The sequence below is a fragment of the Micromonospora sp. WMMD737 genome, assembly GCF_049179055.1.
Lineage (GTDB): Bacteria > Actinomycetota > Actinomycetes > Mycobacteriales > Micromonosporaceae > Micromonospora > Micromonospora reichwaldensis.
The window spans coordinates 3125213-3144549 of the sequence record NZ_JBMHMH010000001.1; the positions used below are offsets into that span (position 1 = coordinate 3125213).

A 19337-nucleotide genomic window follows, 5' to 3' on the forward strand; every position below is an offset into this window, starting at 1 on the left:
GCCCGAGCCGGGTGCCTGTCGGCATGACGACGACTACCCGCTCACCGCCACCTTGGCCGCCGTGAGCACTCGCCGTCGTGGTCGGGCCAGAGCAGACACCGCAGGCCGCTGGCCAGGCGCCGGTCGCAGAACACCCAGTGGCGTACGTTCTGGTCGTCCTCGGCCGACACGGTGGTGCCCGCCGGGTCGGTCTGTGGCAGCACGTGCGTCCAGTGCGCCACCACTCGGGCGATCCGCTGCGCGGCGAGCAGATCCCCGACCACCACGGGCAGGTGGACCACCCAGCGTTCGGTCACCGGTCGTAGCTCCGCTCGTTGCGGGCGCGGGCCTGCTCCAACTGCCAGCGACGCAGCGCACTCTTGATTCGGTCGGTTTCCCACCGACTCCGATCCAGTCCGCCTTGGACGGCCGCCAGGTCACCGGCGACCTGGTCGAGGAAATACCGCATCGCCTGCGGGTCGAGCCCGCGCCGGCCGAGCGACGTGGGTCGAAGCCGCCGCTCCCGAACCTGCCGCGGTCGTAGCGAATGGTAGGCGGCCGAGCGGTAACAGGTGGGTCCGTTCGCCGACCACTGGCGACGCCGGACACCCCGAAGGAAGCCGTGCATGACTAAACCTGCCTCTCACCGTTGAGATCGACCTGTGGAAGGGGCGGACCCACCGGCCCGCCCCGCACCGGCGGACCCACCCCGGCACCCACCACCGCAGCCCTCATCGGCAGCACGGCAGCGAGGCCACACTCATCAACTCCCCCGCTGGACTGATCACCCTGGCGGCACCAGAACCTCACTCATCGTGCAACGGATCTGTCCCTCCTCGCAACTCCCGCTTAGGTACGGGCTCGTTGCGTGCCGCGTCCTGCCTGGTCCACAATGCTCGACATGACTGGGAGTCCCACCGTCCGCCGTCGCCGCTTGGCCGCCGCCCTCCGGCGCCTCCGCGAGCAGACCGGGATGACTGCTGACCAGGCCGCCAAGGAGATCGGCATCTCCAAGTCAGCCCTGAGCCGGATCGAAAATGCGCAGGTATCCGTCATGCCACCGGTAGCCCGGGGCCTCCTTGAGCTGTACGGCGTCGAGGGCGGAGAGGTCGACGCGCTCGTACAGGTTGCCCGGGACGCGCGCAAGCGCGGCTGGTGGCAGGCGTACGACGACGTGCTGCCGGCCTGGTTCGAGGTCTACGTGGGCTTGGAGGCGGAGGCGTCGGAGATCCGCGCGTTCGAGCCGCAACTCATTCCGGGTCTGCTCCAGACCGCCGACTACGCCAGCGCGGTCATCCGCGCCGAGCACCCTGACGCCTCCACTGAGGAGGTTGATCGCCGGGTCGAACTGCGGATGCGGCGGCAGGCCAGCGACAGTCCACCCAACCTCTGGGTGGTGCTCGATGAGGCAGCCCTGCGGCGGCCAATCGGAGGTGCGGAGACGTTCAAGGCGCAGTTGAAGCGGCTGGCGGAAGAGGCGGAGCGGCCCGGCAACACCATCCAGATTCTGACCTTCGCCGCTGGCGAATACGGGTCGATGGGCAGCGCCTTCAGCCTGTTGGCCTTCCCCGAACCCGCCGATCCGGGGGTCGTCTACGTCGAAACCCGCGCCGGTAGCCTGTACCTCGAAGGCCAACAGGTCAGGGAGTACAGCCAGGTCTTCGAGCATCTGGTCGCGACGGCAGCCAGCGCTCGGGAGTCCCGCGCCCTGATCCTCGAGGCGGTCGACGAGCTATGAGAGGACGGGGCGGGTGGAAGAGGTCAGCACGGCCCGCATGACCTGGCGGAAGAGCACCCGCAGCAACGGGTCCGGCAACTGCGTCGAGGTTGCGGGCGACCTGAGGGGCAAGGTTGGGCTTCGGGACAGCAAGGATCCGAACGGCCCGACGCTGACCTTCAACCCGAGCAGCTGGGTTGCCTTTGTTCAAGGCATCAAGAGCACGCCACCAAGCCGCTGACCAGCGACTTAGCCCGCCTTTGAGCGCTTCCAGGGTGAGCGGGCCGTGATGGCCGCTGGACAGGGCGCATGTTGATCGCGGGACATCGACAGATTCACGAGGCATGGCCCGGGCCGAAGTCTCGGCGGCCGGCGATTACTCATCGCTCCTAACGAGGTACTGCGCCGGGGATGCACGCAATCGGCATTAGCAATTAGCTGCGTTCGAGCAACCTTGCAACTGTGAACCCAGCAATCGCCACCCGTACCGCTGACCGGCAGGCCCCCGCTCTTAATCGGCAACAAGGATCACATCAAGCCCCTGGTCCGGATGATACGTCCATGAAGCTCGCATCTTGCCCCACCTGGCGTTTTGCTTGCCGTCAAGCGCCCGGGTAGACGTCATCTCAGAAACAACATGGTCAGGCACCCTCACCTCTTTTAGAACGCACTCGATGTCCGAGTAGGCGAGCCCGAAGGCCTCTTTACCTCCACTATCGAGGGTGAGTGACTTCCCGCCGTCTCCGACCGTCGCGTACTCAGACAACGAACACTTGTCCTTAGCAGCAACCAAGACGGGGTCGCCTTCTCCTCCCCCCTCAGCTTGGCCAGAAGGGCGAAAGACCACGGCACCCGTGGCGAGACCAGCACCAAACAGGACCACACCTCCAACGGCAGCCGCAACCGCAAGCTTCCACTTCTGGACGGTCACCCTGAGCGGTGCCGGGGCCTGCGAGGCACCAAGCGACTGGGCGAGCGCACTCAACTCCTCGGAACTCATCGCCCTAAGCTCCGCATCGGTCGGGTATTGGCCGCCTGACACCTCAGGGCCCGAAAGGCTTGAACTCACTTTTCGTCCTAACGAAATGGATCTTGTCGGCGTCACTTAACCACCGGCGCACTGATTGCCTGACGCAGGCTAGTTGCCACTGAGCAGCCGCACTAATCGATGTCGGAATTCCGACAGCCGATTCCCTTGCTATGGCAATTCCAGCACGCCACATAGCAGGGCCGCGCCGACCTATGGCCAGGTTGTGCAGCCGACACTCGGAACCCTGGGTCGCCAAAAGCCGGATGCGGGGTCGGCAAAGCAGAGCAACCGTGCGCCGATGGGCTACCCCACGACGCCCGTCAGTTGCCACGTCCGAATCAAACGATACCGATCGTGTCCGGCCGGCCACTGATGCCGGTCGCTGTCGTTCAACACACTTTGGCGCGTGACGTCTCCACATTCACAGGACCCGTGGTCGCAGCAGGCGCCACCACCCCACAGCATCCAGCCCGGCGCAGACGGGCCTGGGGCTGCCTACCCAGCACCGCAGTTCCCGACCGCCGGATCCGTCTCCGGCCTGCCGATGCATCCGCAGGCCCGACCCAGCGTGGCTAAGATCGCCCTCGCCTGCGCCGCCGTGCTGACGCTCCTCTGCTGCGGAGGATCGATCGTGGCCACGCTCGCCTCGCCGCCGGCTACCGAGACCAACGGCAAGGCAGCCGAGGCTGCTCCGAGCATCAGCGCCGTCAACGAGCCGACGACGGTGCCGGCCAGCGACCCGCCACCCAGCACGACACCGACACATGGCGCTGCCGTGACGACGCCCAGCGCGGCCCCTACGCCTGTGCCGCAAACCCGGACCGTCACGGAGAAGCAGCGGATCAACTACACGACCAGGACGGTCAAGGACTCGTCGCTGCCCGAAGGCACCACAAAGGTGAAGACTCGCGGTGCCCCCGGGATTCGCACCCTCACCTACGAGATCACGCTGGTCGACGGCGTACAGACATCCAAGAAGCTCATCCGGTCGCAGGTCACGAAAGCACCCGTCACCCAGGTCGTCCGAGTCGGCACGAAGCAGGAACGCCAGTGCGACCCCAACTACAGCGGATGCGTGCCCATTGCCAGTGACGTCGACTGCGCTGGTGGCAGCGGGAATGGGCCGGCGTACGTCCATGGTCCGGTGCGAGTGATCGGCAGCGACATCTACGACCTCGACCGTGACGGCGACGGCGTCGGCTGCGACGACTGAATTACCCGCGCCACCCCCGACCGCGAGCCAAGGCAGGCCCGACGGCGACGGCCGCCCACGGCATCAGCGTGAGCATGACCGTGACGTCGACCCGGCAGTCGTCCTCGACGGCGTCGTGCTCCAGTCCACCACCGGCGCCGACCCTCTGGTCACTTTAAACCATTATGACCAAAATTTACCTTACGATGAGATCTCTTCGTGGAGGTGAAGGACCATGCCGACGTATGTCGCGTTGCTGAACTGGACCGATCAGGGGATCCAAGGCTTCAAGGACACCGCGAAGCGCGCCGAGGCCTTCGCCGCAGCGACACAGAAGCTCGGGGCGAATCTCGTGAACATCTGGTGGACCGCCGGTCCGTACGACCTCGTGGCCGTCGTCGAGGCACCCGACGACGAAACCGTCTCCGCGGCGCTCCTGCGGCTCGGCGGGGCGGGCAACGTCCGCACCACGACCATGCGGGCCTTCGGTCAGGAGGAGATCAGTCGCATCGTCGCCAAAGCCGCCGGCTGACTCCACCACGGCCATGACCATGGGGCGGCTGCCGACCTGAACGAGCAGCCACCCCCGTACACATGGCCAGGACCACGGACGGGCGTCCTCGCCGGACCCGCCGCGGCGTGCAGGCGACTCAGCGACGCAGCACCCTAGAGGCCGAGGTAGGCGGCGATGCCGTTGGCGTGCCCCCGGGCGGTGGCGGTGATGAAGGCGGCGCGCTTGAGCAGGTTCGCGTCGGCCACGGTGTCGATGAACAGGTTCTCGGTCAGGACGGCGGGCATGGCGGTCTCGCGCAGCACATGGAAGTTGGCGGTCTTCAGGCCACGGTCGGTGACCGAGCCGACGGTGCGCATGCCCGACAGGACCCGGGAGTGCACCGGACTGTGCAGGGCGCTGGAGGTGCCCGGGTACCGGTAGCTCTCGAAACCCGTACCGCCGCCGGAGTTGATGTGGATGCTGACGAAGATCGTGGCGCCCCACGCGTTGGCGTCGCTCGTACGGTAGGTGAGGCTGCGGGTGATGTCCGAGGTGCGGGACATCCGTACGTCGACGCTGTAGTTGGCCTTGAGGATGTCGCGGGTCTGAAGCGCGATGCTCAGGGTCAGGGCCTTCTCGGTCAGGCCGTTGCCCACGGCGCCGGGGTCGGTGCCGCCATGCCCGGGGTCGAGGTAGACCTTCGGGACCGCCGCGTGTGCGGTTCCGGCTGCCGCCCAGGGGGCCACGACGAGACCGGCGGCGGCGGCCAGCAGGGTGCGGCGGCGTGCTGAGGAGTTACTGATCACGAGCACCTCTCCACGGAAAGCAGGGGGTGCCGGGAGGCCGCCGTGGGCCGCCTGTGCCCGTACGGGCCGGCACGGCGCCACTGTAATGCATGGAAATACCTGAATGAAGAGACAGCAGGTGCGGGGCGCCCCGGTGAGCCGCGCCGGCATGGGCGCGCCCATCGCGGGTAGTACCCGAACATGAGGGCGAGTTTCCGGCTCGGCCGGATCGCGGGCGTACCCGTCGGGGTCAACTGGAGCGTCCTGGTCATCTTCGCGCTGATCGCCTGGGGGCTGTCGGCCAACCAGTTCCCCCGGGCCTACCCGGACCGGCCCGTCGCCGCGTACGTCCTGGCGGGGCTCGCGGCGGCGGTGGTCTTCTTCCTCGGCCTGCTCGCCCACGAGGTGTCGCACGCGATCGTCGCCAAGCGCAACGGGCTGGAGGTCGGCGGAATCACCCTCTGGCTCTTCGGCGGGGTGGCCGAGCTGCGCGGCGAGGCGCGCGACCCGGGCGCGGAGCTGCGCATCGCCGGCGTCGGGCCGCTGGTGAGCCTGCTGATCGGGCTCTTCTTCGGCGCGATCGCGGTGGTGCTCGCCGTGGCCGGGGTGCAGGGGCTGCTGCTGGGCTCGCTGGCCTGGCTGGCCGGCATCAACGTGCTGCTGGCGGTCTTCAACGCGCTGCCGGCCGCCCCGCTGGACGGCGGGCGGCTGCTGCGTGCCGCCGTGTGGAAGGCGACCGGCGACCGGACGAAGGCCTCGGTCGTCGCCGCCCGGGCCGGCTGGGTGCTCGGCGCGGTGCTGATCGGGCTGGGGCTGTGGCAGTTCCTGGCCGGCGTCGGCTTCGGCGGGCTGTGGCTGGCCCTGATCGGTTGGTTCCTGATCGGCGCCGCCGGCATGGAGGAGCGGCAGGCCCGGATGGGCAGCGCGCTCCAGGGCATCCGGGTGGCCGACGTGATGACGCCGCAGCCGCAGACCGCGTCGGGGCAGATGACGGTGGGCGACTTCGTCGACCACTACCTCTTCGCGTATCGGCACACGGCGCTGCCGCTGACCGAGGACGACCGGCCCGTCGGCCTGGTCACCCTCGACCGGGTGCGCGGCATCCCGGCGGACCGCCGGGCCGGCACCACGCTGGCCGAGGTGGCCTGCCGCGCCGACGAGCTGGTGCTCGCCCGGCCGGACGAGCCGCTGAACGAGCTGCTCCCCCGGCTCAGCGAGTGCGCCGACGGCCGTGCGCTGGTGGTGGCCGACGGCCGCCTCGTCGGTATCGTCTCGCCGAGCGACATCAGCCGGGCGGTGCAGCGCGGCAGCCTCCGCGACCAGATGGCCGGCAACCGGCACTGACCGGGAGCGGGCCGCCGGAGAACGGGCGGAGGGCCGGCACCGGACGGTCGTCAGATCAGCGCGTCCCGGCCGGGTGGGCAGGGTCCGGGATCAGCGCGTCCCGGCCGCCAGCAGCCCGCGCAGCCAGGCACGGGTCCAGGCGGCGATGGTGAACGAGTCGGTGATCGTCCCGTCGCTGATCAGCTCGCCGACCCGCTCCGGCCGGTGGGCCCGGGGCGCCCGGATGCCCTCCGCCGCGCCGACCGGCCCCAGCTCGGCGATCTCGGCGAGATAGAGGCGGACCGCGTCGGTCGCGGTGCCGGTGTCGGGGTGCACCTCACCGAGGTCGACCAGGCGCGTCGGCGCCACCCCCAGCTCCTCGCGCAGCTCCCGGACGGCCTGCTCCTCGGCGGCCACCCCCGCCTCGCCGAACCCCCGGGGCGCCTCCAGGTGCCAGCGCCTGGTGGCGTGCCGGAAGTGCTCGACCAGCACGACCGCGCCGTCGAGCACCGGCAGCAGCACGACCCCGTCGGCGCCGCCCGTGGGCAGCTTCCGGACGTACGTCCCGACGGCCCCGCCCGGGAGGCGGACCGGGTCGCGCAGCAGCGTCACGTACTCGTCCCGGTAGACCACCCCCGTCCGGCTCCACTCGACCGGCAGGCCACGGGCGCGCAGCGCCGCCGCCTTGGCGCGTTCCGCCGCCGCCACCTGTTCCACCCCGTCGAGGATCTCGACCGCCGCGTCCGGCGGGTTGGTGAAGTACTCGGGCCGCCGCCTGCGCAGCTCGGCGTACTCGCCCCGCTCGTCAGTCACCCTCGTCCCCCTCCGGCCGGTCGATGTTCGCCTCGTTGCCCTCCTCGTCGCCGTCGGACACCGGGAAGCCCATCTCCCGCAGCCGGCGCACGAGTTCCCGCCAATCCTCCCCGGCCCGCTGGAGACGTACCCGCATGACGTCGATACCGGTGCCCAGTTCGCGCCCCGCCCGCCGCTGGTCCCGCCCCACCACGGCGAACCGGACGACGGCCGTCGCCCCGCGCGCGGCGACCTCGGTGGCCACCTCCCCGACCAGTTCCACCCGCGGGTCGCCGTCGAACACGATCGAGACGCTGCTCCCCATCACCTCGACGGTCACCCGGATCACGGGCTCCCAGGCGTTGATCCGGTCCAGCCGCCGCTCCCCCACGATCTCGGTGAGCCGCCGGGCCAGCGCGACGTAGCGGTCGTACACCTGCTGGGAGCGGGTGACGAAGTCGAGCGGCTCGTCGAGCAGGGCCCGGAGGCTCTCCACGTACCCCCGCCACTCGTCGGTCCGCCGGGCCTGGTGCACGTGGTGCAGTTCGAGGCCGGTCAGGTCGATCCGCAGCGGGAGCTGCACCAGGTCGAAGGCGTACGGCCGCAGCGTCCGCAGCAGGCCGAGCAGGTCGTCCATGTCGCGCTCCGGGGGCCGCTCCCGCCGGTACTCCTGCATCGCCGTGCGGCGCAGCGAGTCCGCCGGGATGAGCGCGAAGCCGTCGACGGCGTCCGGCAGGGCCGTGTTGTAGCGCAGGTCGACGAGCTGCTTGAGCTCGGCGACCAGGGGCCCGGCGCGGAACTTCCCGTCGGCCGGGTTGGTGTCGGGCTCCATCAGGAACTCCCGGTAGAAGCCCTCCCGGTCGGCCTGCTCCGCGGTGAGCGCCCACATGGCGACCTCCTGCAGCCGGCGCTTGAGCAGCGGCAGGCTGTCGTCGTCCAGCCGGAGGTCCCGCTGGAGCTCCGCCAGGTTGAACGCCGGCAGCTGGAGCAGGAAGCGGCGGAACTCGGCGATGATGCAGCGCTCGGTGAGCAGCCGGTTCTGCGCGTCGTCCCAGGACAGGCGCAGGCAACGGACGGTGTCGACCTCGTCGAGCACGCGTACCCACGCCGACCAGCCCGCCGAGTCGACGCCGAAGCGCGGCTCCGCCACCGGGGTGCGCTCGGACAGCAGGAACGGCACGAGCACGCTCTCGTCGAGCAACGCGCGGAAGGCGTCCCGCTGCGGGCCCTCGGTGGTGAAGTCCTGGTGGACGACGGGGTTGTTGAAGAAGTACGCCCGGTTCACCACGACCTGCTCGGCGTTGAGGATCGAGCGCAGGTACTCGGCGCGGGCGTCGCGTCGACGCGAGCGCTCGACGTCCCGGTACGACAGCCGCCGGCTCAGCATCCGTTCGAGCAGGTCCTGGGTCACCCACTGGTTGTCCAGGCACTGGGCCACGACGGTGATGGGGGCGAGGTCGCGGTTGTCGATCGGCGTCAACCGGTCGCCGGCGCCGGCCAGATCCGGGGACATGTCTCTCCTCTGTGGACACGACTGGGTCGTCCGAGGCAACCACGGGAACCCGGTTGTCGGAAAGCCGTCGGAGGCGTCGAGGCAAACATCCGACACTTGACCGGACCGCTCCCCCGGCCTCCGCCCGTCAGAGCCGTGGGAGGTACGCGTCGAGCAGGTCGGTGCGGAACGTGCCGGCCGGATCGAGCCGGCACGCCAGGTCGAGGAAGTCGGCGTACCGGGGCAGGGCCGCGGCGACCGCCGCCGGGGCGAGGCCGAAGACCTTCCCCCAGTGCGGGCGCGGCGCGAACGGCGCGAGCCGCTCCTCCACCGCCGCCACCACCGGCAGCACCGCCGCCGCGTCGGCGGTCCAGGTGAAGTGGATGGCCAGGCTGTCCCGCCCGTGGTTCGGGCTGAGCCACAGCCCGTCGGCGGCCACCGCCCGCAGCTCGCAGACCTGGAGCACCGGCGCGATCAGGTGCGCCACCGGATCGAGCGCGGCCAGCGCCGCCGACGCCGAGCCGCGCGGCACGTGGTACTCCGACTGCAACTCCGCCCCGCTGCTGGGCGTGAACTCCAGCCGGAAGTGCGGCAGCCGTTCGTGCCACGGGCCCGGCTCGCCGAGCTGCGGGGTGCAGTTCCGCGCGGGCATGCCCGGCACCGGATGCCGCGGCGCGTCGGCCGCCGTCGTGCCGAGCCAGTCCGCCGGCAGCGGGGCCGCGTCCGCGCGCTGCTTGACCCACACCTCCCGCAGCCGCGGCGACCGCCAGTCGGTGAAGACGCTGACGCTGTACGCCGAGGCGAACGCCGCGTCCAGCGCCGCGCGGGACAGGCCGAGGCGGACGTGCTGGCGGATCTCGAAGGTCGGCACCACGTCCAGGGTGACCCGGGTGACGACGCCCAACGCGCCCAGCGACACGACCATCCCGGTGAAGGTGTCCCCGTCGGCCGCCCGGTCCACGGTCAGCAGGTCGCCGCCGGCGGTGACCAGTTCCAGCCCGGCGACCGCGCTGGCCAGGTTGCCGATCGTCTCCCCCGAGCCGTGGGTGCCCGTGGTGACCGCCCCGGCGACCGAGATGTGCGGCAGCGAGGCGAGGTTAGCCAGGGCGTACCCGCGCGCGTGCAGCCAGGCCGCGAGGTCCCCGTACCGCATGGTGGCCGGCACGGTGACGGCCCGGCGGTCCGGGTCGAGCGCGACGGTCGCGGGCAGCCCGGCCAGCGAGACCAGGTCGCCGGTGGTGTCGCCGAGGCGGTTGAACGAGTGCCCGGTGCCCACCACCCGGAGGCGGTCGCTGCCCGCCACCAGCCGGCGCAGCTCGTCGAGCGAGGAGGGGCGGTGGTGGCGGCGGGCGGCGTAGCGGACGTTGCCCGCCCAGTTGTGCCGCGGCCCGGCCTCGGCGGTGGTCACGGGGTGCGGTGGCGGTCGGTGGCCGGGGCACCGCCGAGCGCGTCGACGAAACGGTCCCCGGCGTGCCGGGTCAGCGCCGCCGCCACCTCGGCGGGCTTCTCCCGGACCCGCGTCAGGTCCAGCAGCTCCACCGCGGCCCGGCCGTCGACCGGATGGCGCGCGTCGGTCGGCAGGTCGATCAGCGCACCCGGCGCGGGGACCAGCAGCAGTCGCGGCGTCGACGGCAGCCCCTGCCGGGCGGGCGGCCGGGCCAGCGCCAGCGCCGCGACCTCCGCCCACGCGATGGTGCGGCGCAGCCCGGGGCGGCGGACGCTCAGGCCGTCGGCGCCGATGACGAACCGGAACGGGCGCAGCAGGCCGACCAGCACGCCGCCACCCAGCAGCACGGCGCCGACGGCGACCAGCCGGCGCAGCAGCACGTGCTCCCCCGGCAGCGCCAGCAGCACCCCGCCCCCGATCACGCAGGCCAGGGGCAGCACCAACGCCCCCCGGTTGCGGTGCAGTTCCATGTCGCACCCCCGTTCGACTCCGCGGTCGTCGGGACGCATCATCCGACGAGCACCGGCGGGACGGAAACCGGTCGATCGGGCACGGTTACCGCGCCCCCGTCGGGGAACCCTACGCCGATGAGCAGCTACCGCGATCCCGCCCCGCGGGGCGACGTGTTCCCCTCCGAGGAGGAGATCGACCCGACCGGCATCGGACCGGTGTCGTCGGTCGGGGCGTACCCGGCGGGCACCACGCCCCGGCCCAAGCCGGCGCCGCCGCCGACGCCCCCGCCGCACCCGGTGCCCCATCCGGGGCCCGCGCCCAAGGTGGGCCACGCCTGACGGCCGGCACGACGGGGCCGCCGCCCCGCGCGCGACCTCCCGCCGTCGTCGGGACAGGGGGTCGACGCGGTGGTGGGGCGGCGGTTGCCCGCCGGCTCAGAGCTGGGGCTTCACCTCGGCGGCGACCAGCTCCAGGTGGTCGAGGTCGGCCAGGTCGTGCACCTGGAGGTAGACCCGCTCGCTGCCGATCTCGGCGTACCGGCCGATCTTGTCGACCACCTCGGCGGGGGTGCCCGCGAGGCCGTTCTCGCGCAGCTCGTCCGGCTCCCGGCCGATCGCGGCGGCCCGCCGGGCCACCTCGGCGTCGTCCTGCCCGCAGCAGAGCACCAGGGCGTTGGACCAGCGCAGCTCGCCCGGGTCGCGGCCGGTCTCGGCGCAGGCGGCCCGGACCCGGTCGAACTGGGCGGCGGAGTCCTCGACCGAGGCGAACGGCAGGTTGAACTCGTCGGCGTAGCGGGCGGCCAGGCGGGGCGTGCGCTTCGGGCCCATGCCGCCGAGCAGGATCGGCGGGCGCGGGTCCTGCACCGGCTTCGGCAGGGCGGGCGAGTCGCTGACCGGGTAGTACGTCCCGGCGAAGTCGAAGGTCGCGCCGGGCGGCGTCGCCCAGAGCCCCGTGACGACCGCGAGCTGCTCCTCCAGCCGGTCGAAGCGCTCCCCCAGCGACGGGAAGGGAATCCCGTACGCGGTGTGCTCCTCGGCGTACCAGCCGGCGCCGATGCCCAGCTCGACCCGGCCGCCGCTCATCTGGTCGACCTGCGCGACGGTGATGGCCAGCGGGCCGGGCAGCCGGAAGGTGGCGGCGGTCATCAGCGTGCCCAGCCGGATCCGCCGGGTGTCCCGGGCCAGGCCGGCGAGCGTGGTCCACGCGTCCGTCGGGCCGGGGTCGCCGCTCACCGCGCCCATCTTCAGGTAGTGGTCGGAACGGAAGAAGGCGCCGTAGCCGGCCTCCTCCGCGCAGCGGGCCACGGCGAGCAGGTCGTCGTACGTCGCGCCCTGCTGGGGTTCGGTGAAGATCCGCAGTTCCATGCTTCGAGCATAGGGAGCGGGCCAGGTCAGCGTGCCGTTCCGGCCCTTCTCCGGGCGGCGGCGTCGGCGGATGCCCACCGCGCGAAGTGGCGGGGATCCGATAGCGGCGAGCCTGGCCCCGGGTCGTCCGCCGGTCCAGAGTGGAGGCCGAGCGACGAGGCGAGGAGGAACCCATGGAGGACCAGCACTCCGACGGGCTGACGGGGGCGGTGGACGCGCTGCTCCCGGAGGTGTCCCGCCGGGCCGGGGAGATCGAGGCGGCCCGGGGGCTGCCCGCCGATCTGCTCGACTCGCTGCGGGCGGCCGGCTGCTTCCGGATGTTCGTCCCCCGCAGCCACGGCGGGTACGAGGCGGACCTGCACACCGGGCTGCGGGTGCTGGAGTCGCTGGCCCGGGCCGACGGCTCCACCGGGTGGACGGTGATGATCGGCGCCGAGACGCCGCACCTGGTGGCGATGCTCTCCCGCGACCGGTTCGACAAGTTCTACGCCGACGGGCCGGACGTGGTCGTCGGGGGCGGGTTCGCCCCGCAGGGGCGCGCCGAGGCGGTCGACGGCGGCTTCCGGGTCACCGGCCGGTGGGCGTTCGCGAGCGGCGCCCGGCACGCCGACTGGATCTTCGGCAACTGCGTGCTGGCCGGGGACGCCGGGCCGGCGGGGGCACCGCCGGCGATGCGCTCCATGCTCTTCCCGGCCTCCCGGGTCACCGTGCACGACACCTGGCACGTGCTCGGCCTGCGTGGCACCGGCAGCCACGACATCGAGGTGGCGGACGCCTTCTGCCCCACGGAGGAGAGCTTCGACCTGTTCACCGGCGTGCCCTGCGTGCCGGGGCCGGGCTTCGTGGCGCCGCTGGTCCACTTCGTCCTGCACCTCGGCGCGGTGGCGGTCGGCATCGCGCAGGGCGCGCTGGACGACATGGTCGCGCTGCTCGAGGGCGGCCGGCAGCGGCTCTACGCCCGGCAGTCGCTCGCCGACTCGCCGGCCTTCCGCCTCCAGCTCGGCCGCGCCGACCTGGACGTACGGGCCGCCCGGGCGCTGCTGCGGGACCTGGCCGACGAGCTCTGGGCGGCCTGCGCCACCGACCCGGCGGCCATCCCCGCGCTGCACCCGCGGATCTCCGCCGCGCTGCCCTGGGTGACGGAGCGGGCAGCCGCCGCGGTCGACACCTGCTACCGGGCGGCCGGCGGCGGGGCGGCCCGGGACTCGTCGCCGTTGCAGCGCCGGTTCCGCGACATCCACACGTTCAGCCAGCACGCGGCGGCGGCCGAGGGCTGGCTCGCCAACAACGGCGCGCGGGTGCTCGGCCGGCCGGTGGAGCTGGCCTACTGACCCCGGGGTGCAGGGGCGGGTGCGCCCGGCCCGGGCGGGTGTCCCGGCTTCCGACCGGAGCCTGGGCACCCGCCCGCCGTCGATCGACGGGTCAGCAGCGCTGCCGCTGCCCCGTGTAGTGCACGCCGACCCTGCCCACCACGGTCAGGTCGGTCAGGGCGGTGTTCGCACCGCGCGACACGTAGCACGAGTAGCGGTGCTGGTTGATCACTTCGAGGTGGATGTGGACCCCGCTGTCACCGTTGACCTGGTAGCAGCTGGACCAGCGGAAGCGGCCCGTCTCGCCGAGCTTGGTCCACGGTCCGACCGAGGCGCCGACGACGATGCCGCCGGGCTTGTTGTTCACGTGCATCACGTCCGCCCGGCCGAGGATCTGCCCGGTCGTGGTGTCCCGGGCCTCGAGCCCGATGCGGTAGCCGCCGTCGGCGAGATTGCGGGTCGCGCAGCCGGCCTGGACGGTGACCACCTTGACGGCGACCGGGTGCCCGGACGCGGTCTTGGTGCCGAACGGCGAGACGATCGTGGCACCCGGGCTGCGGTAGATGTCGACGGCCCAGTCGTTGGGGTAGCCCCAGTGGCCGAAGACGATGTGGTGCGAGGTCGGCCCGGAGAGACCGAACCGGTCCCAGGTGGACGAACCCTGGATCGGCGGATAGACGTTGACCCGGTCCGCGTCCGGATGGGCCTGCGCGGCACCGGCCGGGGCGACCACGGCGCCGACCGCGAGCACGAGGGCGGCCACCGCAGGGGCGAGACGACGACTGAACTTCACATGATCTCCATGGCTGTCCTGGCGCAGCGGGCTCGGTGGACATCGCACCGGGAGGCGCACGAGCGGGCCTGCGCACGATCCGGCGGATTTTATACCATCATCGATGGACCTCATGATCGACGTCTATCCTTCCGCCGCTGGCCCCCCGGGCTTCCGGCGGAGCTCCGGCCGGCCGCTCAGACGTACGGCCGGGTGGCGTACGCCGCCTTCAGCGCGGCCAGCCCCGTCGACTTCGGCGACAGGGTGCCCCAGCCCGAGTTGAAGTAGTTGGTCCGCGCGATCCGGGGTCCCCGCTCGGCGTTGAGCTGGGCGATGGCGGCCGGGACGGTGGCGATCCAGCCCGCCTGGTCCGGCACCTCCGCCACCCGTACGCCCCACTCGGCGATGATCACCGGGCGGGAGAGGGCGACCGGGCCGAGGTCGGCCACCGCCCAGTCCTTCGCCCGGCGGAACCGGGCCAGCGCCGTGTGGGTGGGGCTGGTGGCGTAGGCGTTCCACTGGAGGAAGTCGAGCCTGGCCATCAGCGCCTCCGGGTGGGTGCGCTGGAAGCAGGCCCGGTCGAAGCCGCCCACCCCGACCGAGAACGTCGTGCCGGCGGGCAGTTGGCGGGCCTTGAACCAGTTCACGATGTACGTCATGGCCTGCACCGCGCGGGCGTCCGACTGCGCCCACGGGTACGTGACGCCGGACTCGGTGGTGCCGAACTCGTGGTCGGTGTCCAGCTCGGAGGCGAGCTGGATGTTCACCCCGAAGCCCATGGTCCGGTACTGGGACAGGGCGCGGGCGAAGAGCCCGTCGCAGTGCCCGGCCAGGACCTGGCTGTAGCCGTACGCCCGGGGCCAGGTGGTGCCCGGGCGCTGCTGGATGGTCATCGCGGGCGCCGGGACGGTGTAGGTCACGCCGTCCACGGTGAAGGTCTGCGGCCCGGCGTTGGGCGCGCCGTAGTGCTTCAGCTCCAGCACCATGTTCATCTGCATCCCGGCCCTGCCGAGCGTGACGAGCCACGGCCGCTGGTAGCCAGGGAAGATGTAACCGTCGGCGAAGCTGCGGTACTGGGTCAGCGAGCGGAAGTTGCCGCCGGCCATGTCGGCCGTCGGGTCGGCGCCGCCCGAGAGGTAGTAGCCGCCCAGCACCGGCGGCGCGATCGTGTAGTCGGCGGTCGCGGTGGCGGTACGCCCGCCGTTGTCGCGCACCGTGACGGTGACCCGGGGCATCACGCCACCGCCCGGTAGACGGCGACGGACCCGTTGTCCGACGCCCTGGTCCAGGCGCGGCCGGAGTCGTCGGTGACGGTGAGGGTGAGCGGGTCGATGACGGCGGTGACCTTGACCGGCGCGCTGCTGTTGCCCTGCGCGTCGGTCACCACGATCGTGACGGTCACCGGCTTGGTGTCGGCGTCGCCGTAGGTGACCGTCAGGATCATCTGGTCGCCGGGTGAGTAGGTGGAGGCGTTCAGGGAGGCGGTGGCGGTGGGAGCGGCCATTGCCGGCTCCTCTCGTGCTCGGTGACCGGACCGACCGGCTCGTGACCAGGGCCGGTTCCGGTGGGCAGGGTGGGACGGGCGACGCCCGGCCGCCGGGCACGCGCCTGCGCGTGCCCGGGACGGCTCGTGGGTACGGCTCGCCGGCCGCGCACGTCCCGGGGATGGCGCGCGGCTCGGATGGCTGCCGGAATGAAGACGTCGGTGTCGGTGCGGCGGCTTGCGCCCGGGTACCCGGGACGTGGCCGCCGGAGCGCGACTTCGCGCTGCGTGGGCGGCCGGCGCTGCGCTACGCCGTGGCCGTCGCGGGGTCGGGTTCGGTGATGGCGGTGTCGGCGGGGACGATGCTGTCCCCGCCGGGCCCGAGGAATGGGTTGTGGCCCGCCATCCTCACGCCTCTGACCTGCTACAACAGTGCGCCGGAAAGGCGATCGGCGTCCTGTCCGCTATCGGACGGCCGGCACGTCCGGCAGGTGACTGCGCTCCGGCCGGAATTGTGCCGAAGCTGCCCTGGCGACGACCTCCTCCGGGCTGAGCGGCGCCTTCGGGTGGTGGGACAGGCAAAGGGGCGTGTCCACCTTGACGAACGCGAAGCCCTCCCCGGCCACGTAGAACTGGCCGCTCTGCATGAGGCCGATGTCGGGCAGTCGCCCGCCCTTGGCCTCCGCCAACTGACGGGCCGCGTCGATCTGCGCGGGAGCGTTGAGCAGCCCGAAGAACTGCGTGGTGGCGTTGCCGGAGATCTGGTTGTGCAGCCCCTTCGGCGCCTGGGTGGCGAAGACCAACCCGAGCCCGTACTTGCGGGCCTGAGAAGCGAGGGCGATCGTGCTGGCCGTGCAGGCCGTCTGCCCGGACGACGGGGCAAGAGTCTGCGCCTCGTCCATCACGAAGAGCCCGCCCAGCGGTCGCTCGCCCGCCGGGTGCCGCTTGATCCAGGCGAACAGGGCCATCTGGAGCTGATTGACGAAGCCCTGCCGTTCCTGGTCCGACGTGAGCCCCACAAAGCTGATCACCGAAATGCGTGCGCGACGGCCCGGCGAGGGGGTGAGCAGCAGGCCCGGATCTGCCGGGGCGCCGACGCCGCCGAACAACGGATCGGTGACCATGGCGGCCTTCAGCGTCTCGGCCAGATCCTGGGCCAGCTTGTCCGCCCGGCTCAGCCGGCTCACCCCGTCTGGCAGTTCCGCGAGGAACTCGGTGAAGCCAGGCAGGCCCACCATTCCGCTCCTCGCGTACGCCTGGAGGGCCTCGGTCAGCACGGCCTTGCCCTGCTGGGCGACCTTCGTCGGCCGGTCCACACCGGCGCGCGGGGCGAGTGCCTCCACCGCCGAGCGGATCGCCTGGTCGAATTCGTCCGGCGAGTCGCGTACGGGGGTGAAGTCCGGCAGCGGCTGGAAGCTCAGGGGTCGACCGGCGTTGACCCGGGGCGTCCAGACCACCACCTCGGTGTGTTCGAGGTGGTCGCGGGCCCGCTCGGCGTCACCGGGGTCCCATCCGGCCGGCGGCTGCGGCCAGGGATCGCCCAGGCGGGCGAGGTCGTTGTTGGGATCGAGCACGATCGCGGAGACGCCCTCCCGTGCGCACTCCTCGACCAGTCGCCGGATCAGCACGGTCTTTCCGGAGCCGGAGCCGGCAAAGATCACCGTGTGACGGCGCAGCGACTCCAGGTCCACCGCGAACGGCCGCGCCCCGTCGGTGGTCCGCCCCAACAGGATCGAAGTTCCGTCGACGGTGGCCCGCCCGCCGTCGACCCGCGCGTCGTCCTCGCCGCCCGCCTCGGCCGTCGGCCCGACTGACCGGGCGACCGGTCCGGCCTCCGCATTGGCCGCCCCGGCAAAGTCGCCGAGGATCGTGGCGAACAGCTGCGTGGAGCCGGCCGGTCGGCGCGCGACCAGCCACTCCTGAAGAACCTGGGCCGGTTCGCCGCTCAGCTCACGAAGCGCGGCGAACACCCGCAGGTCCGCCTCCCCGACGCCGCAGCGGACTCCGCCGGCCGCGTCGAAGGCCGCCAACACCTCGGTCGTACGCTTCCCGGTCGGCCACGGGCCGTTGCGCAACAGCACCAGCCGCCGCTGCGGCAGCGCACGGTCGAGGCCCGCCATGGTGCAGGCCGCCTTCACCCTGGCGGTCGCCGCGATCGCGTTCGGATGGGAGATCCCGCGGAAGCACCAGTGCGCCTCGTTCTCGGTGGCCTCGTCCAGCACCTCGACCAGCCGCCCGTGCAGCGCCGGTTTGCGGCCCGGCAGCGGGTCGTACCTGTAGCTGGCGCCGGTCGGGGACTGCTCGGCGATCCAGGCCGCCAGACCGGCGGCGAGGAGCGCCGGCATGTGCTCGTCCTCGGTCCGCGGATCGAGCGCACCCGCCACGTCCGCCCCCGCCACCAGCTCGGCGAAGCGGGCGTCGAGCTGCCGCAGGCGCACGTCGTCACCGGTATCCGCGTCGCGGCATGACTTTGGGCCGACGGCGGCACTCCGGTCCGGCGGCTCGGACCCGCCGACGACGTGGTTGCCGACCTCGATGAGACGGTCGAGCTCGGTCACCTCGTCCCGGTCCCGGCACCAGGCGACGTGTCGATCCACCCGGCGCAGCAGCGCCCGAGGCGTCAACGCCGGGGCGTCCACGAACGCCTCGGGGCTGATCGGCCAGGTCGGGTACGGCGGTGCGAAACGCGGCCCGGCGAAGGCGGCGGTGAACCGCTTCGCGACGATGGTCCGGCCGATCTCGGGGGTGGGAATCCGGTCGGGGAGGATCGCCTGCCGGAACCGGTCGCCGACCGGAGTGGGCGCACTCCTGGTCAACAGCTCCCAGGTGTCCGGCAAACACGACACCACGATCAGCGTCCGGCGGGTGACGTCACGCAGCTTCAGCAGGCCGTCGGCGATGGGCCCGATGACCTTCGCCTGGGCGTCCTCCAGCCCGGCGTACTGGTCGAACATGGCGGTGCTGGTCTGGGCGAAGAGCGTGTCGAGCTGGTCGACGGCTATCACCGTGGGGTCGAGCGTCAGCGCCATCAGCCGCGAGACGTCCTGGACGATCTGCTGCGGGGTACGGATCGCCGGGGTCAGCCCCCACGCCGCGCGACCGTCCGGGTCACCCGGCTCGGAGATCAGATGGGCGTAGCCGACGTCCTGTGCCTCGAAGTCCAGCGCGCCGTGCAGGACGAGTGCCCGGGCGGTGTCCTGGCAGTCCCGGCCGGTCTCGCGATGGCGCGTCCGCAGGGCCCGCACGAAGGTGTCCAGGTGCTCCCGGGTGACCGGCTTCGTCCCGGCGATCGCGTCGCGTACCTCCGGCGGGATGCCGAGCTGGGCGGTGAGCCGACGCAGAAACGTGCGCAGCTGGGTGCCCCAGCCGATCGCGTCCCGTCCCATGCCTTCGACCAGGGCCAGCGCCACGCTCTCCCAGAACGTCTTCCCGCTGACCATGTCGACCAGGAAGAAGTAGCCGCCCTCACGCTGGATCCGATCCCGCACCGCCCCGAGCAGGTGGGTCTTGCCGGCGCCGGCCCGCCCCTGCATGGCCACGCCGAGGGGCACCGTGGTGTCGTCGGTGCGGGCCCTGCCGACGCCGCGCAGGATCTCCGCGACCACCTTCTCGTGCAGCTCCGGCACGTCGTGCGGGCTGGGCCGCCACACGTCGTCGGGCGTGACCGCAGGGTTGAGACTGACCGCCTCGAGCGCGGCCCTCACG

The 19337-nt window shown here is 72.1% G+C and carries 20 protein-coding genes; 7 read left to right on the forward strand and 13 right to left on the reverse strand.

What is annotated here, in order from left to right; all coding sequences use genetic code 11:
- Window positions 1–41 precede the first annotated feature (41 nt).
- Together ACN27A_RS13295 and ACN27A_RS13300 are read right to left on the reverse strand one after the other, a co-directional pair.
- The gene (locus ACN27A_RS13295; protein WP_421453063.1) at window positions 42–296 is read right to left on the reverse strand and encodes a hypothetical protein; all 255 of its coding nucleotides are present in this window, start codon (window positions 294–296) and stop codon (window positions 42–44) included.
- Entirely contained in the window at window positions 293–607 is a 315-nt protein-coding gene (locus ACN27A_RS13300; protein ID WP_421453066.1) for a DivIVA domain-containing protein, read from the reverse strand. Before ACN27A_RS13300 ends, ACN27A_RS13295 begins: the two co-directional genes overlap by 4 nt.
- Window positions 608–880: 273 nt before the next feature.
- On the opposite strand from ACN27A_RS13300, the gene ACN27A_RS13305 reads away from it, so the two are divergent.
- Both ACN27A_RS13305 and ACN27A_RS13310 read left to right on the forward strand, forming a co-directional pair.
- Window positions 881–1717, forward strand: a complete 837-nt coding sequence (locus ACN27A_RS13305) for a helix-turn-helix domain-containing protein (protein WP_421453069.1) — start codon at window positions 881–883, stop codon at window positions 1715–1717.
- Between the two features lie 13 nt (window positions 1718–1730).
- A complete protein-coding gene (locus tag ACN27A_RS13310) occupies window positions 1731–1937 on the forward strand; it encodes a DUF397 domain-containing protein (protein ID WP_421453072.1) in 207 nt (68 codons plus the stop codon).
- Window positions 1938–2207: 270 nt separating this feature from the next.
- Here ACN27A_RS13310 and ACN27A_RS13315 read toward each other — a convergent pair whose 3' ends face one another.
- Entirely contained in the window at window positions 2208–2696 is a 489-nt protein-coding gene (locus ACN27A_RS13315; protein ID WP_421453075.1) for a hypothetical protein, read from the reverse strand.
- A 661-nt stretch (window positions 2697–3357) separates the two neighbouring features.
- Between ACN27A_RS13315 and ACN27A_RS13320 the strand changes: the two genes are divergently transcribed.
- Together ACN27A_RS13320 and ACN27A_RS13325 are read left to right on the forward strand one after the other, a co-directional pair.
- Window positions 3358–3939 (forward strand): G5 domain-containing protein, encoded by a 582-nt coding sequence (locus ACN27A_RS13320; protein ID WP_421453078.1) that lies wholly within the window; start codon window positions 3358–3360, stop codon window positions 3937–3939.
- 214 nt (window positions 3940–4153) lie between these two features.
- Window positions 4154–4450 carry a GYD domain-containing protein gene (locus ACN27A_RS13325; RefSeq protein ID WP_421453081.1) on the forward strand — a complete coding sequence of 99 codons (297 nt, stop codon included), beginning with the start codon at window positions 4154–4156 and terminating at the stop codon, window positions 4448–4450.
- A 134-nt stretch (window positions 4451–4584) separates the two neighbouring features.
- Here the strand turns inward: ACN27A_RS13325 and ACN27A_RS13330 are convergent, their stop codons facing one another.
- Window positions 4585–5217 (reverse strand): N-acetylmuramoyl-L-alanine amidase family protein, encoded by a 633-nt coding sequence (locus ACN27A_RS13330; protein ID WP_421453083.1) that lies wholly within the window; start codon window positions 5215–5217, stop codon window positions 4585–4587.
- A gap of 180 nt (window positions 5218–5397) precedes the next feature.
- Between ACN27A_RS13330 and ACN27A_RS13335 the strand changes: the two genes are divergently transcribed.
- A complete protein-coding gene (locus tag ACN27A_RS13335) occupies window positions 5398–6540 on the forward strand; it encodes a site-2 protease family protein (RefSeq protein WP_132237152.1) in 1143 nt (380 codons plus the stop codon).
- Between the two features lie 90 nt (window positions 6541–6630).
- Here ACN27A_RS13335 and ACN27A_RS13340 read toward each other — a convergent pair whose 3' ends face one another.
- From ACN27A_RS13340 to ACN27A_RS13355, 4 genes are all read right to left on the reverse strand, one after another.
- A complete protein-coding gene (locus ACN27A_RS13340; RefSeq protein ID WP_421453086.1) occupies window positions 6631–7332 on the reverse strand; it encodes an NUDIX hydrolase in 702 nt (233 codons plus the stop codon).
- Window positions 7325–8824, reverse strand: a complete 1500-nt coding sequence (locus ACN27A_RS13345; protein WP_421453089.1) for a hypothetical protein — start codon at window positions 8822–8824, stop codon at window positions 7325–7327. Before ACN27A_RS13345 ends, ACN27A_RS13340 begins: the two co-directional genes overlap by 8 nt.
- Window positions 8825–8951: 127 nt before the next feature.
- Window positions 8952–10211, reverse strand: coding sequence for an FAD-binding protein (locus ACN27A_RS13350; RefSeq protein ID WP_421453091.1), 1260 nt, complete (start codon window positions 10209–10211; stop codon window positions 8952–8954).
- Complete coding sequence (locus tag ACN27A_RS13355; protein ID WP_421453093.1) at window positions 10208–10720, reverse strand: hypothetical protein; 513 nt, start codon at window positions 10718–10720, stop codon at window positions 10208–10210. Before ACN27A_RS13355 ends, ACN27A_RS13350 begins: the two co-directional genes overlap by 4 nt.
- Window positions 10721–10837: 117 nt before the next feature.
- Here ACN27A_RS13355 and ACN27A_RS13360 point away from each other — a divergent pair, with 117 nt between their 5' ends.
- The gene (locus ACN27A_RS13360) at window positions 10838–11041 is read left to right on the forward strand and encodes a hypothetical protein (RefSeq protein WP_421453096.1); all 204 of its coding nucleotides are present in this window, start codon (window positions 10838–10840) and stop codon (window positions 11039–11041) included.
- 96 nt (window positions 11042–11137) lie between these two features.
- Here ACN27A_RS13360 and ACN27A_RS13365 read toward each other — a convergent pair whose 3' ends face one another.
- Window positions 11138–12067, reverse strand: a complete 930-nt coding sequence (locus tag ACN27A_RS13365) for an LLM class F420-dependent oxidoreductase (protein WP_421453099.1) — start codon at window positions 12065–12067, stop codon at window positions 11138–11140.
- A 173-nt stretch (window positions 12068–12240) separates the two neighbouring features.
- Between ACN27A_RS13365 and ACN27A_RS13370 the strand changes: the two genes are divergently transcribed.
- On the forward strand, window positions 12241–13398 hold the full coding sequence (locus tag ACN27A_RS13370; RefSeq protein WP_421453101.1) for an acyl-CoA dehydrogenase family protein: 1158 nt from the start codon (window positions 12241–12243) through the stop codon (window positions 13396–13398).
- Between the two features lie 91 nt (window positions 13399–13489).
- Here ACN27A_RS13370 and ACN27A_RS13375 read toward each other — a convergent pair whose 3' ends face one another.
- The 4 genes from ACN27A_RS13375 to ACN27A_RS13390 all read right to left on the reverse strand — a co-directional run bounded on the left by ACN27A_RS13375 (window position 13490) and on the right by ACN27A_RS13390 (window position 19336).
- Window positions 13490–14170, reverse strand: coding sequence for a hypothetical protein (locus tag ACN27A_RS13375; RefSeq protein WP_421453104.1), 681 nt, complete (start codon window positions 14168–14170; stop codon window positions 13490–13492).
- Between the two features lie 176 nt (window positions 14171–14346).
- Entirely contained in the window at window positions 14347–15384 is a 1038-nt protein-coding gene (locus ACN27A_RS13380; RefSeq protein WP_421453107.1) for a hypothetical protein, read from the reverse strand.
- Window positions 15384–15653 (reverse strand): hypothetical protein, encoded by a 270-nt coding sequence (locus ACN27A_RS13385; protein ID WP_132237134.1) that lies wholly within the window; start codon window positions 15651–15653, stop codon window positions 15384–15386. Before ACN27A_RS13385 ends, ACN27A_RS13380 begins: the two co-directional genes overlap by 1 nt.
- A gap of 443 nt (window positions 15654–16096) precedes the next feature.
- Window positions 16097–19336, reverse strand: a complete 3240-nt coding sequence (locus ACN27A_RS13390) for an ATP-binding protein (protein WP_421453110.1) — start codon at window positions 19334–19336, stop codon at window positions 16097–16099.
- Window position 19337 lies beyond the last annotated feature (1 nt).

What these genes read in the sequence shown, in the direction of transcription:
- ACN27A_RS13345 (WP_421453089.1), bottom strand. Translation starts at nt 8,824, where the DNA reads ATGTCCCCGGATCTGGCCGGCGCCGGCGACCGGTTGACGCCGATCGAC.
- ACN27A_RS13380 (WP_421453107.1), bottom strand. Translation starts at nt 15,384, where the DNA reads ATGCCCCGGGTCACCGTCACGGTGCGCGACAACGGCGGGCGTACCGCC.
- ACN27A_RS13355 (WP_421453093.1), bottom strand. Translation starts at nt 10,720, where the DNA reads ATGGAACTGCACCGCAACCGGGGGGCGTTGGTGCTGCCCCTGGCCTGC.
- ACN27A_RS13305 (WP_421453069.1), top strand. Translation starts at nt 881, where the DNA reads ATGACTGGGAGTCCCACCGTCCGCCGTCGCCGCTTGGCCGCCGCCCTC.
- ACN27A_RS13325 (WP_421453081.1), top strand. Translation starts at nt 4,154, where the DNA reads ATGCCGACGTATGTCGCGTTGCTGAACTGGACCGATCAGGGGATCCAA.
- ACN27A_RS13365 (WP_421453099.1), bottom strand. Translation starts at nt 12,067, where the DNA reads ATGGAACTGCGGATCTTCACCGAACCCCAGCAGGGCGCGACGTACGAC.
- ACN27A_RS13300 (WP_421453066.1), bottom strand. Translation starts at nt 607, where the DNA reads ATGCACGGCTTCCTTCGGGGTGTCCGGCGTCGCCAGTGGTCGGCGAAC.
- ACN27A_RS13315 (WP_421453075.1), bottom strand. Translation starts at nt 2,696, where the DNA reads ATGAGTTCCGAGGAGTTGAGTGCGCTCGCCCAGTCGCTTGGTGCCTCG.
- ACN27A_RS13360 (WP_421453096.1), top strand. Translation starts at nt 10,838, where the DNA reads ATGAGCAGCTACCGCGATCCCGCCCCGCGGGGCGACGTGTTCCCCTCC.
- ACN27A_RS13385 (WP_132237134.1), bottom strand. Translation starts at nt 15,653, where the DNA reads ATGGCCGCTCCCACCGCCACCGCCTCCCTGAACGCCTCCACCTACTCA.
- ACN27A_RS13370 (WP_421453101.1), top strand. Translation starts at nt 12,241, where the DNA reads ATGGAGGACCAGCACTCCGACGGGCTGACGGGGGCGGTGGACGCGCTG.
- ACN27A_RS13335 (WP_132237152.1), top strand. Translation starts at nt 5,398, where the DNA reads ATGAGGGCGAGTTTCCGGCTCGGCCGGATCGCGGGCGTACCCGTCGGG.